The sequence below is a fragment of the Gelidibacter salicanalis genome (assembly GCF_016469035.1).
Taxonomy (GTDB): Bacteria; Bacteroidota; Bacteroidia; order Flavobacteriales; family Flavobacteriaceae; genus Gelidibacter; species Gelidibacter salicanalis_A.
In genome coordinates, this window is record NZ_JAEHJZ010000082.1 from 1 (window position 1) to 12,118 (window position 12,118).

Here is a 12,118-nt window from a genome sequence, read left to right on the forward strand (position 1 = left end):
AAAGCGGGATTAGTTCAACTATCAATTTTTAAAAGTTGCGAAGAAATGAATTAAAAATTGAGTTTCACTAATTTAACTGTGTTCTTCTATTAAATTTAGCGTTTGTTGACCATGAACATTAATGGACATTCTATATAATTTGGAGGCAGCAGTGTTAGGGTTGATAAACGAGATATCCAATATTATGTTTTGTAAAGAGGACAATTCCTGATTGACCCAAGTATGCTGTAGTGTGGCATTCTTCCAAAACGGATCTGCATCAAGCACTTTAAATTGCTGAGCAGAAATATGGGTGGTCAAAATATCTTTGGTGACCGTAGAAATATGTATTTCAGATTCAAATACACGTTGATAATTAATCGTTTTTGTATTAGTAGTGGAAACATTTGAAATCAGAATCTGTTGGTCCATTAGGGAATAATTCTTGATCCGCACGTTTACCGTATTCGCAATAAGAGTATCGGTTACAATCTCTACATAGGCTTCCGGATGATAAGAGACCATTTGACTTTGTGAAGTCTTGCTATTATATTCAGAAACTGCCCGTTTTAAAGCTTCCTTTTTGGTCTGCCGGCCATCACAGCTTAAAACCACCACAGAAAGTAAAGCAAATACTAGTACTATATTTTTCATAAACAGACTATATAATCAAATTATCATTCCTAAAATCGGGTATAAAAAAGCTTATAAATCCAAACCAAAAGTCTTCTTTAAAAGCTCAATATTTGGATTTTTCTCTTTTAGCTTTTCATACTTTTCTAGTGCTGTAAAGGCATATTTTTTAGCAATTTCTTCATTGACGTGAATCTCTAAAGATAGATCAAAATTTCTGAGTGATTTCCTGAGGTGTTCCATTAATGGAAACTGTGCGCGTTCCAATTCTATTTTAAGAGATTCATTCGGGAATTCTACATGGATTGCAGTGCCTTTTAACACAGGCCTTCCCATTTCTAACATAGATACCATAATCTTTTCCCCCTTTGTATTTAAAGTACCAATATAAGTTTCCCAGGCCTTATCAAAAGCTTCTTGAGTAAACGTTTCTGTAGGCAAATCGTTAGGGTCAATGACCACTTCCATTTGTTTGATAAGATGCTCCTTTTTAGCCCTAATACTTTTTAGAGAAAGACCTGAAGTCCGTTTGCTATCATATTTTAAATCAATTTTAGGAACTGATTGTTGTGCATAAGGATTTTGGGGCTCTTTCGGTTTAGGCTCCAGTGCAGTTTGTACAGGTGGAGCCACTGCAACTTCTTTTTTGGGAAGGGTTACAGGGATAGGCTTGATGCCCTTCGCCTTAAAATAAGAGGCTGGAATTATGTAGTGATTGCTATTTTTTTTTTCTCCATCAAAAGTGATAGAGGCAAGCTGCATTAAGGTCAGTTCAACGAGTAAGCGTTGATTCTTACTGTTTTTAAATTTGAGATCACAGTCGTTGGCTAATTCTATGCCCTTCATCAGGAACTCATAGGAGGCCTTTCTGGACTGTTCTATATATTTTAGTTTGGTATCCTCACCAACCTCCAGAAGTTCTATGGTGTGCTCATTTTTGCATACCATAAGATCTCTAAAGTGAGAGGCCAATCCAGCAATATAATGGTGGCCATCAAAACCTTTAGATAAGGTTTCATTAAACTGAATGAGCAATTCCGGAATTTTATTCTCTAAAATTAAGTCAGTACTTGTAAAATAGGTTTCGTAATCAAGAACGTTTAAGTTCTCAGTGACCGCTTGACGGGTTAAGTTTTTACCGGAAAAACTGACCACCCTATCAAAAATGGAAAGCGCATCGCGCATGGCACCATCTGCCTTTTGGGCAATAATATGGAGCGCATCGTCTTCAGCATCAATACCTTGTTCTTCAGCAATGTATTTTAAATAGTTTTTGGCGTCTTTAACAGTAATGCGCTTAAAATCAAAAATCTGGCAACGGGATAAAATCGTTGGAATGATTTTGTGCTTTTCTGTTGTGGCTAATATAAAAATACAGTGTTTAGGTGGCTCCTCTAAAGTTTTCAGAAACGCATTAAACGCGGCTTGAGAGAGCATATGCACCTCATCAATTATATAAACTTTATACTTTCCAACTTGTGGCGGAATTCGAACTTGGTCCGTTAAATTTCTGATATCATCTACCGAGTTGTTGGACGCGGCATCCAATTCAAAAATATTAAACGCAAAATCTTCATCTTCTTGTTCCGTACCATCACTATTGATCATCTTGGCCAAAATACGTGCGCAGGTGGTTTTACCAACACCGCGCGGACCAGTAAAGAGTAGGGCTTGGGCCAAATGATTGTGTTCAATGGCATTTAACAAGGTATTGGTAATAGCCTGCTGCCCCACAACATCCTTAAATGTTTGAGGTCTATACTTGCGTGCCGATACGATGAAATGTTCCATTAACTAGTCTCTGTTTAATCTGACATTTTAAGATGTCAAACTAGAAGTAACAAAGTTATAAAATCAGTTCTAAAAACGCAGCCCCAATGAACGATTTTAGTATTAGTTATTAACAAAAATTGTTAGAGGATTTAGGGATGAAAATTCCCTTAAATGCTCAATTTATTTCAAGGTCCAATTTTGACACATAAAAACTTTAAGCAAATAAATTTTAAAGTATCTTTGCGGGCAAGTAAATCGCCTTATCGCTGAATGTTCAACTTGATTGGACATTTGGAGGAAAGTCCGAACACCGTAGTGCAACATAATGGTTAATGACCATCGGTCGTGAGATCAGGAAAAGTGCAACAGAAAGTATGTACAGGTAATGCTGTAGTGAAACCAGGTAAACTCTATGTGGTGCAATGTCATGTATACCAACGTTTGCTTGCCCGCCGTTTGTTTTTAACAGATGGTGGCAGGCGGGAGGGCGGCACGCTCGATTGTTGGAGGGTAGACAGCTAAAGTGTGCTGGTAACAGTACACTCAGATAAATGATAAGGGCTTTTTTGTTTTAGAATTTTTTTTGAAATGAAGAAGTACAGAATTCGGCTTATAGATCTACTTAAATATACAAGCCCTTTGGATGGTTCCAAAGGGCTTTGCTTTTGTGATCACGTTATTCAGCGCCACGCTTTGCTGTGTTAACACTAAATTGCCTAGGTTATGGTCAATGCAGGTCTCTCAAAGTAACTGAATAGGCTGCTCCCATAATTTTTTGAATAACTGAAGTAAGGAAGTTCAGAAAGATCCATTTGTTTCGCGTGCTCTACAATAAGCACTCCATCCGCTTCTAAAAGATCATTTTTAAAAACCAACTCCGGAATTTTTGAAAACAATTCAATGCTAAATCCATAAGGTGGATCAGCGAAAATAACGGTGGCCTGTAATTTTGCTTTTTCTAAGAATTTAAAGACATCACTTTTTACAGTTTTGATATCCATTTCAAAATCTTCCGCAGTTTGATTGATGAATTTAATACACCCCGCATCTTCATCCACGCACGTAATAGTTTCTGTTCCGCGAGACGCAAATTCATAACTGATACTTCCTGTACCCGCAAATAGATCCAAGACTGAAATCTCGTCAAAATAGTAAGTATTGTTCAGGATGTTAAACAGCGCTTCCTTGGCCATATCAGTAGTTGGACGTACTGGTAGTTTTTTTGGCGGCGTGATACGTCTTCCTTTAAATTGACCTGAAATTATTCGCATGGGCTGAAACTATTTAAAATAAGGGTGTGTTGATGTCTGGAAGTATGGATATCAATACTATCAAACGTATATGTTTTGGAAGACTTATCAAACTCTACAAATCGAATATAGGTATACAGGATTTTAAAGAACTCATCATCCTTTTCAATAACCCCCGTTAATTTAACAATAAGGGTTTCAGGATTCAACTTGAGCTGTTCAATGGCAAACAATATAAAGTAGATAAAATCTTCTTTGGTATGATATTCAAATGTATTGTAAAGCTGCAGTTGTCCTTTGCTAACCACCAACATTTCATAATGGAAGGGGGCAACGTTTATATACACCTTGTCATCCTCAGACCCTTGTTCTTGCTTTAAGGCGTGTTCCAATAAAATGGTGGAGGCATGTTTATATTCAAATTCGCCATACACATCAAACACATAATTATTGATATTCATATAAGGGACAAAAACGTTAACAGTTTTGTTTGCCTCAATGGTGTCGTGCGAAATGAAATCAGTTTTGATTATTTTTGAACTGAACTTTAAATAGTCTGCTGAATGGTCTTCGCTAAAAAAAATTTCTGGAACTAAATTAGACAGATCATTTTGAAAAAGCACTAAAACGCTATCAAAAGTATCGCTCAAAAGCGGTTCTCCATGGATGGCGTTTTTTAAATGTTCCAAAACAGCTTCTGGCGTGAGTTTGTTTTTAAAGTCAATGCGCTTTAAATAGTCCACTTTATTGTCTGCACTATTAAGGATACAAAAAGAAAGTCCACTCAAACTAATTTGAATGGACAGTTTTTTTAAGATTTTCAATTCCAATTTATTCTTTTGTTGAATAGTTTTTAGGCCAGTTTCCGTTGGTCTTCACTTCATCCATAGAACCTACCATAAGTTTTGGTCCATTAACACCATCCACAGAAACAACTTGCTTTTCTTTTGCTATTAGGTTTTTATCCTCACCATCAAGAATGATCGCTTTATCAACACTGGCTTCAAACACAGGAATGTTATCTAACATACCTGCTTTTAATGTAAATTTAGCACCTTTTTTACCTACAGGTACATTCATCATGGTTTTATAACGTGTGTCTGTTCCAAATAAAGAATCTTTCACAGGTACAATTCCTAAGGTATCTATAAGAATAATCTCTTTTGTCATGGTAACACCACCAAAGCGTTTTGTTGCTTCTGCATCAATAATGGTTGAATCTCTACGTTGTGTAATTGTATAATGTGCAGTATCAATAAATTTTACTAAGGCGTCAAAATTATCGGTGAATTTGCCGTTTACTTGTTTGTATGCCATTTCTGAATCTCTAATGTCAATCAATTTGTCAATAACAACGGCATAGCGTTTGTCTTTAAGTTTATTGAATTGGATTTCTCCATACACTGACATAAAGGTGGAATAGCCAAGAAAAGCAATTGCTGCCCAGAGTATGATATGTAAAATTGGCTTAAGGTTTTGAGGAACAAATTTGTCAATCAACCAAACGATTCCAATCGTAAGAAGGATAACAATTACAATAGCAAGAATTACTGTTAGCATAGTTTGTGAGTTTATTTTTATAATTGGTCTAACGCAAATCTACAATTTTTTTTTATTCACGAAAACCAAACCCCATAAAAATGATGAAATTAAAAAAGGTGAGCTTTTATATAATGTAAAAAGCTAGCAAAAAGCACGGTATAAAGTTACAACAATTCTTTATAAACCTTATCTTTCCGGCTTAAGATTAATGAACGTTTGAAATATGAATGCCTCCGATTTTTATAAACAATTAAAACAAAAATTTCCTTTTGAACCTACTTTAAAGCAAAATATAGTCCTAGATCAGCTTTCCAATTTTGTTTTTGACACCAATAACAATCAAATTTATCTTTTAAAAGGATTCGCCGGTACCGGAAAAACGAGCATCATTGGAACCTTGGTTTCCAATTTATGGCATATTAAAAAAAGTGCCGTGTTAATGGCCCCCACAGGAAGAGCCGCAAAGGTTATTTCTAATTATTCAGGCAAGGAAGCATTTACCATCCATAAAAAGATTTATTTTCCAAAAAAGGATAAAGGTGGTGGTGTTAAATTTGTTATGCAGCCCAACAAACATCGTGATACTATTTTTATAGTGGATGAAGCTTCTATGATTCCTGATGCGCCTTCTGATTCAAAATTATTTGAAAACGGCTCCTTATTGGATGATTTGATGCAATATGTCTATTCCGGACACAATTGTAAACTATTACTCATCGGTGATAAAGCGCAATTACCGCCTGTAAAGTCTGATTTGAGTCCGGCCCTAGATAGTGTGCAGCTCAATCTTAATTACAACAAGAATGTCATTACCATGGAACTGGATGAAGTGGTACGGCAAGGGCAGGATTCCGGAATTTTAATGAATGCCACCAATCTGCGTGAGGTTTTGGAAGGCGAATTTTATGAAGCGTTTAAATTTGATCTTAACGGCTATGCTGATATTGTGAGATTGGTAGATGGCTATGAGATTATGGATGCCATAAATGACGGCTACTCCGATCAGGGAAAGGAAGAGACTGCCATTATTGTGCGCAGTAACAAGCGCGCCAATTTATACAATAAGCAAATTAGGGAGCGTATTTTAAACAATGAGAATGAACTTACTGTAGGCGATTTTTTAATGGTGGTAAAGAACAATTATTTCTGGGTAAAACCAACTTCTGAGGCTGGTTTTATTGCCAATGGAGATATCATTCAGGTTTTGGAAATTTTTAGTATCCAAGACTTATACGGATTCAGATTTGCTGAAGTTAAAGTACAGATGGTCGATTATCCAAAAATGGCTCCGTTTGAAACTGTATTGATCTTAGATACTATTGAAGCGGAATCACCCTCATTACCTTATGAAGACTCCAATAGATTATATCAGGAGGTGCAAAAAGACTATGAAGACGAAACATCCAACTATAAAAAATTTATAAAAATTAAGAATAATAAACATTTTAATGCTTTACAGGTCAAGTTCTCTTATGCTATTACTTGTCATAAATCGCAAGGTGGGCAATGGCATACGGTTTTTGTGGAACAGCCTTATTTGCCCAATGGCATTGATAAAGATTATTTAAGATGGCTCTATACCGCCATGACCAGAGCTAAAGAAAAATTATATCTGATAGGATTTCCTGATGAGTTTTTCAGCTCTTAATTGTCAACCCATTAGAAACATATCTTTTTTCTTTTTTATCGCGCTAGGGCATTATGAATTTAATAACTTTAAAGATTATAAACTAAATACAAAAAGTCCATTCATAGGATTTCTGCATTTATATGACTGAAACTATTATTAGTATTTTTCTTGGCGTCGGATTAGCAGCTTCTGTAGGCTTTAGAGTGTTCTTACCCTTATTTGCTCTTAGCTTAGCCTCGTATTTTAATATATGGGAATTGAATTCTTCGTGGGTTTGGATAGGCAGTCTCACCGCAGTTATTACCTTAGGTGTGGCAACGCTCATTGAAATTTTGGGCTATTACATCCCAATAGTCGATAACTTATTGGACACCATTGCCATTCCGTTGGCCGCAGTGGCAGGAACCGCAGTTATGATGTCTACAGTGGCCGATTTAAGCCCTGTCATTACTTGGGCATTGGCCATAATTGCCGGTGGAGGTACCGCAGCCACCATTAAAAGTGCGGCTGGAGCGTCCCGATTAACATCAACTGTTTCTACCGCAGGAGTTGGTAATCCCGTAATATCAACCATAGAGACAGGCAGTTCTATAGTCATGTCCATTTTTTCAATCTTCTTGCCCATCATCGCTTTTGTACTGGTGATTTTTGTTTTGTTTGTCGTTTTCAAACTTTATAAAAAGATTAAACCTTCCAACCCCTGAAATACCCTAAAAAGTTTTATTTTTGAATAGAATTAACGGTCAACTATGAAGATAATTTCAATGATTCCGGCGCGGTACAGCGCAACACGATTTCCTGGCAAATTGATGAAGGATCTAGCGGGTAAAACCGTTATTCTTAGAACGTACGAAGCGACCGTTGCCACCAATTTGTTTGACGATGTGTATGTGGTCACGGACAGTACTATCATTTACGATGAAATTGTCAATAATGGCGGGAAAGCCATCAGGAGTAAAAAGGAACACGAATCTGGCAGCGATAGAATTGCAGAAGCTGTAGAAGATTTGGATGTTGATATTGTGGTTAATGTACAAGGTGACGAACCGTTTACCGAACGTGAAAGTTTGGAAAAGGTACTCAATGCCTTTAGAGATGACCCTGATAAACAAATTGATTTAGCATCACTGATGGTAGAAATCCATGATTGGGAGGAGATCAGTAATCCCAATACCGTAAAAGTAATTGTAGACCAGAATAATTTCGCCCTCTATTTTTCGAGAAGTCCCATCCCTTATCCACGAGATAAAAACGCAGGTGCCCGGTATTTTAAGCATAAAGGAATTTATGCATTTAGAAAACAGGCGCTTCTCGATTTTTATAAATTACCAATGCTGTTTATTGAAGCTACTGAAAAGATAGAATGTATTCGTTATTTAGAATATGGCAAACGAATTAAAATGATTGAGACCCACATAGAGGGTGTTGAAATTGACACTCCTGAAGACCTAGAACGGGCAAAACGTTTATGGAAATAGACTACACAAATATAAAGGTCATTGGTTTTGATGCCGATGATACGCTTTGGGTCAATGAAACCTACTTCAGGGATGCTGAACTTGAGTTTGCAAAACTTTTGGCGCCTTATGAAACGGCCAATAAAATTGACCAAGAACTGTTTAAAAGACAAATAGAAAATTTGCCGTTATACGGTTACGGGATTAAGGGCTTTATCTTATCCATGGTTGAGATTGCCTTAGAAATCTCAAACAATTCTATTGGCAACACCACTATAGAAGCCATTCTTAATGTAGGTAAAGACATGCTTAATAAACCAGTTGAATTACTTGACGGGGTGGAGAAGGTGTTGGCTACGTTATCAGATGATTATCGATTGATTGTGGTAACAAAGGGCGATTTGTTGGATCAGGAACGCAAATTGTACAAATCTGGCTTAATGGATTACTTTCATCATATTGAAGTGGTTAGTGACAAAAAAGAAGCTAATTATTCTAAATTGTTAAATCATTTAGATATTAAACCTTCTGAATTTTTAATGATCGGCAATTCATTAAAATCAGATATTTTGCCTTTGATAAATATCAAAGCACACGCCATTCATGTGCCATTTCATACTACATGGATTCATGAACAGGTAATTACCAATGACAAATACCCTAAGAAATACAAAACCATGACCAGTGTATTGGATGTCCTTCCTTTGTTGAAGAAAATCCCCAATCTAAAATTAAGACTCTAAAGAATGACTTATAAAAATTACCCAATGGTGTCCAGAGTAATTTATGGACGTGGCAGTTTTAATCAATTAAGCGACATTATAGCTCCAAAACGATTAAACGTCAAAGCACCATTTATATATTTAGTGGATGATGTATTTAAAGGAAATGCATGGTTGACCTCCAGAATTTCTTTGGCTTATGAAGATCAGCTGCTTTTTATTTCAGCAGATCAAGAGCCTACAACCTCACAAGTGGATGATCTGGTAGAACAAATTATTTTAAACCATAAAGACCGACCTTCAGGAATCATTGGGATTGGTGGCGGAACGCTTTTAGATTTGGCTAAAGCAGTAGCCTTAATGCTCACTAATAAAGGCGAGTCTAAAGATTATCAGGGCTGGGATTTGGTGAAATCTCCTGCCATCTATCATGTGGGCATACCAACCATTTCTGGCACTGGAGCAGAAGTTTCTAGGACTACTGTATTGACCGGTCCGGAGCGTAAATTGGGCATCAATTCAGATTATACTCCATTTGACCAAGTGATATTAGACCCGGAGTTAACTACAGGCATACCAAAAGACCAATGGTTTTATACGGGTATGGATTGTTTTATTCATTGTGTGGAATCTCTGAATGGTACGTATTTAAATGCCTTTAGTCAAAGTTATGGCGAAAAGGCCTACGAGTTGTGCAAAGAAATATTTATGGATGATAAGGGCTCACAAGAAGAGCAGCAAGACAAGCTTATGATGGCTTCTTGGCACGGGGGAATGAGCATTGCTTATTCTCAAGTAGGCGTTGCCCATGCTTTAAGTTATGGTTTAGGTTATCTTTTAGGCACCAGACACGGCATAGGAAACTGTATTGTTTTTGATAATTTGGAAGAATTTTATCCAGAAGGTGTTGCCTTATTTAAAAAGATGAAAACCCTTCATGGCATCCAACTTCCTCAAGGAATTTGTTCTGAACTTGGTGACGATGAATTTAACATAATGATTGATGTCGCTTTAGGACTGGAGCCGCTATGGGAAAATGCCATCGGTAAAAACTGGAAACAGACCATTACTAGGGACAAATTGAGATCACTATACGAAAGAATGTAGCATGAGATGGTTATCTAAATTTATATACTCCAAAATCTTAGGATGGAAAGTGGTAGGTAATGTTACGATGTCAAAAGATACGATTAAAAAGGCAGTGATTATTGCCGCTCCGCATACCAGTTGGGAAGATTTTTATATTGCACTTTTAATGCGCCAGGTAATTGGCGTCAAATCAAATTTTGTAGCGAAAAAAGAACTTTTCAAATGGCCATTTAACTATTATTTTAGAGCTATTGGCGGTGCCCCATTAGATCGTCGGCCGGGACAAAATAAAGTAGAAGCTATTGCAAAATTGTTTGAAAACAGAGACGAATTCAGACTGGCACTGTCTCCAGAAGGCACCAGAAAAAGAGTAGAGGAGTGGAAAACCGGATTCTACTATATTGCAAAAAAAGCAGATGTGCCCATTATCATGTTTACATTCGATTTTGGAAATAAACAAAACAAAATTTCAGAACCTTTCTATCCAACCGATGATTTGGAAGCTGATTTTAAATACATGCGCAGTTTCTTTGAGGGCGTTAGAGGTAAAGTTCACTCTTATTCTTAGTCTTTAAGTTTAAAAACATCTTAAAACATAACTTGGCACACAATTTGGCATACCAATACTAGATTGAGTGGTGAAACATAAAGTAAACAGCTTTTTTTGTCCCTAAAGAGAAACACCAGACAATCTGAATTATAGAAAAGCCATCTTTAATAAGGTGGCTTTTTTGTTTCCTGACCACCTAAATTTGTACATCCCTAATATTTTGTTAAACTGTAATTGTACATAAACCGTTTTCTACACCAATCCGTATATAACTATATAATTAAGCAAAAATTCTATGTTGACTATACATTCACTCAAACTAATAGGTCTTTCAGTAGCTACTGCGGCAGTTCTTTCTTCGTGTACGGATGATGACAACACACTAATTGAAGAGCCAATTTTAGAGACAAAAACTTTATTCACATCAAACACAGCAGATGGCAATATCTCCTATTATGATGTCACCAATAGGGACGCGATCAGTTCAACCACATTAGTAACGGCATCTACCGCCGCTGATGGTATTTATTATGATGAAGACCAAGATGTTATCGTGCAGGTGTCGCGTTCAGAAATAGCTATAGAGGGCTTTCTGAATCTTTCATTACAATCAAATAATGCGTCCATAGCGCCAGGCATTTTAGGAACTTCAGACATGGAAAGTCCGAGAGAGATGGCCGTTAAAAATGATTTTTATGTGGTAGCTGATAATGCCAACGCGCAAGGTCGTTTTTTTGTGTATCAGCGCACTGCCAATATATTCACCTTAAGAAATACAATTACTACTGATTTTAAAGTTTGGGGAATTGCCTTTCATGGCAACGATTTATATGCGGTAGTTGATGCCGATAATGAATTGGCGGTGTTTACTAACTTTTTAAGTACTACCACAGATGGAGAGCTGATGGCTTCAAAACGTGTGGTGGTTGAAGGTATTATAAGAACCCATGGTTTAACCTATGATGACGATTCTGATACTATGGTAATGACAGATATTGGAGATGCTGCCAACACTCAGGATGATGGCGGTTTTCATGTGATTACTGGATTTACAGGAAAATTTAATGCGCTTGCAGATGGTGATACCTTAACTATAGCAAATCAAATACGGATATCTGGACCAAACACATTTTTAGGCAATCCGGTAGATGTTGCTTATGATGGTGAGACCGGAACAGTGTTTATTGCCGAAGCAGGTAATGCTGGAGGACGAGTTTTAGCATTTGAGGGTTTTGGTAATGGTGGCGATATTGCACCTTTTATGAACAAGGATCTTGCTGGTGCATCCGCCGTTTATTTTGAAGATTAATACGTTGGTCTCTAATTGAAATACGAATTAATAACTTTCTTGTGATTATAAAAATCATTGCTATGAGAAAGAGGAAGGCCAACAAGAAATTGTTGGCTTTTTATTATCTAGTTAAGGGTTAAAACCCTACTCCCGATAGCTATCGGGATTCATTGCAGTTACTTTAGTTTCTATAAATTTTTAA

At 36.8% G+C, this 12,118-nt stretch carries 12 protein-coding genes and 1 other RNA gene; 8 read left to right on the top strand and 5 right to left on the bottom strand.

Annotation, left to right across the window (positions count from 1 at the left end):
- Positions 1 to 72 precede the first annotated feature (72 nt).
- Both JEM65_RS20775 and dnaX read right to left on the bottom strand, forming a co-directional pair.
- On the bottom strand, positions 73 to 633 hold the full coding sequence (locus tag JEM65_RS20775; protein ID WP_199603620.1) for a hypothetical protein: 561 nt from the start codon (positions 631 to 633) through the stop codon (positions 73 to 75).
- 51 nt (positions 634 to 684) lie between these two features.
- On the bottom strand, positions 685 to 2,403 hold the full coding sequence (dnaX, locus tag JEM65_RS20780; RefSeq protein ID WP_199603622.1) for a DNA polymerase III subunit gamma/tau: 1,719 nt from the start codon (positions 2,401 to 2,403) through the stop codon (positions 685 to 687).
- 229 nt (positions 2,404 to 2,632) lie between these two features.
- On the opposite strand from dnaX, the gene rnpB reads away from it, so the two are divergent.
- Positions 2,633 to 3,014, top strand: an RNA gene (gene rnpB, locus JEM65_RS20785) — RNase P RNA component class A.
- 87 nt (positions 3,015 to 3,101) lie between these two features.
- On the opposite strand, the gene JEM65_RS20790 is transcribed toward rnpB, so the two are convergent.
- Genes JEM65_RS20790 through JEM65_RS20800 form a run of 3 tightly spaced genes read right to left on the bottom strand, consistent with a single transcriptional unit; the run spans position 3,102 to position 5,195 of the window.
- A complete protein-coding gene (locus JEM65_RS20790) occupies positions 3,102 to 3,656 on the bottom strand; it encodes an RsmD family RNA methyltransferase (protein WP_199603623.1) in 555 nt (184 codons plus the stop codon).
- A complete protein-coding gene (locus JEM65_RS20795) occupies positions 3,647 to 4,459 on the bottom strand; it encodes a DUF3822 family protein (RefSeq protein WP_199603624.1) in 813 nt (270 codons plus the stop codon). The genes JEM65_RS20790 and JEM65_RS20795 overlap by 10 nt, the downstream gene beginning before the upstream one ends.
- 7 nt (positions 4,460 to 4,466) lie before the next feature.
- Complete coding sequence (locus JEM65_RS20800; RefSeq protein ID WP_199603625.1) at positions 4,467 to 5,195, bottom strand: hypothetical protein; 729 nt, start codon at positions 5,193 to 5,195, stop codon at positions 4,467 to 4,469.
- A gap of 205 nt (positions 5,196 to 5,400) precedes the next feature.
- On the opposite strand from JEM65_RS20800, the gene JEM65_RS20805 reads away from it, so the two are divergent.
- The 7 genes from JEM65_RS20805 (at position 5,401) to JEM65_RS20835 (ending at position 11,934) form a co-directional block, all read left to right on the top strand.
- The gene (locus JEM65_RS20805; protein WP_199603626.1) at positions 5,401 to 6,825 is read left to right on the top strand and encodes an ATP-dependent DNA helicase; all 1,425 of its coding nucleotides are present in this window, start codon (positions 5,401 to 5,403) and stop codon (positions 6,823 to 6,825) included.
- Positions 6,826 to 6,947: 122 nt separating this feature from the next.
- Positions 6,948 to 7,511 carry a DUF4126 domain-containing protein gene (locus JEM65_RS20810; protein WP_199603627.1) on the top strand — a complete coding sequence of 188 codons (564 nt, stop codon included), beginning with the start codon at positions 6,948 to 6,950 and terminating at the stop codon, positions 7,509 to 7,511.
- A 45-nt stretch (positions 7,512 to 7,556) separates the two neighbouring features.
- Complete coding sequence (gene kdsB / locus JEM65_RS20815) at positions 7,557 to 8,285, top strand: 3-deoxy-manno-octulosonate cytidylyltransferase (RefSeq protein ID WP_199603629.1); 729 nt, start codon at positions 7,557 to 7,559, stop codon at positions 8,283 to 8,285.
- Positions 8,276 to 9,007: an HAD family hydrolase gene (locus JEM65_RS20820; RefSeq protein ID WP_199603631.1), complete on the top strand. Its 732-nt coding sequence runs from the start codon at positions 8,276 to 8,278 to the stop codon at positions 9,005 to 9,007. Before kdsB ends, JEM65_RS20820 begins: the two co-directional genes overlap by 10 nt.
- A gap of 3 nt (positions 9,008 to 9,010) precedes the next feature.
- Positions 9,011 to 10,093, top strand: a complete 1,083-nt coding sequence (locus JEM65_RS20825) for an iron-containing alcohol dehydrogenase family protein (RefSeq protein WP_233530771.1) — start codon at positions 9,011 to 9,013, stop codon at positions 10,091 to 10,093.
- Between the two features lies 1 nt (position 10,094).
- On the top strand, positions 10,095 to 10,643 hold the full coding sequence (locus tag JEM65_RS20830) for a 1-acyl-sn-glycerol-3-phosphate acyltransferase (protein ID WP_199603633.1): 549 nt from the start codon (positions 10,095 to 10,097) through the stop codon (positions 10,641 to 10,643).
- Between the two features lie 277 nt (positions 10,644 to 10,920).
- The gene (locus JEM65_RS20835; RefSeq protein ID WP_199603635.1) at positions 10,921 to 11,934 is read left to right on the top strand and encodes a hypothetical protein; all 1,014 of its coding nucleotides are present in this window, start codon (positions 10,921 to 10,923) and stop codon (positions 11,932 to 11,934) included.
- Positions 11,935 to 12,118: the final 184 nt, after the last annotated feature.

What these genes read in the sequence shown, in the direction of transcription:
- JEM65_RS20775 (WP_199603620.1), bottom strand. Translation starts at nt 633, where the DNA reads ATGAAAAATATAGTACTAGTATTTGCTTTACTTTCTGTGGTGGTTTTA.
- dnaX (WP_199603622.1), bottom strand. Translation starts at nt 2,403, where the DNA reads ATGGAACATTTCATCGTATCGGCACGCAAGTATAGACCTCAAACATTT.
- JEM65_RS20790 (WP_199603623.1), bottom strand. Translation starts at nt 3,656, where the DNA reads ATGCGAATAATTTCAGGTCAATTTAAAGGAAGACGTATCACGCCGCCA.
- JEM65_RS20800 (WP_199603625.1), bottom strand. Translation starts at nt 5,195, where the DNA reads ATGCTAACAGTAATTCTTGCTATTGTAATTGTTATCCTTCTTACGATT.
- JEM65_RS20805 (WP_199603626.1), top strand. Translation starts at nt 5,401, where the DNA reads ATGAATGCCTCCGATTTTTATAAACAATTAAAACAAAAATTTCCTTTT.
- JEM65_RS20810 (WP_199603627.1), top strand. Translation starts at nt 6,948, where the DNA reads ATGACTGAAACTATTATTAGTATTTTTCTTGGCGTCGGATTAGCAGCT.
- kdsB (WP_199603629.1), top strand. Translation starts at nt 7,557, where the DNA reads ATGAAGATAATTTCAATGATTCCGGCGCGGTACAGCGCAACACGATTT.
- JEM65_RS20820 (WP_199603631.1), top strand. Translation starts at nt 8,276, where the DNA reads ATGGAAATAGACTACACAAATATAAAGGTCATTGGTTTTGATGCCGAT.
- JEM65_RS20825 (WP_233530771.1), top strand. Translation starts at nt 9,011, where the DNA reads ATGACTTATAAAAATTACCCAATGGTGTCCAGAGTAATTTATGGACGT.
- JEM65_RS20830 (WP_199603633.1), top strand. Translation starts at nt 10,095, where the DNA reads ATGAGATGGTTATCTAAATTTATATACTCCAAAATCTTAGGATGGAAA.
- JEM65_RS20835 (WP_199603635.1), top strand. Translation starts at nt 10,921, where the DNA reads ATGTTGACTATACATTCACTCAAACTAATAGGTCTTTCAGTAGCTACT.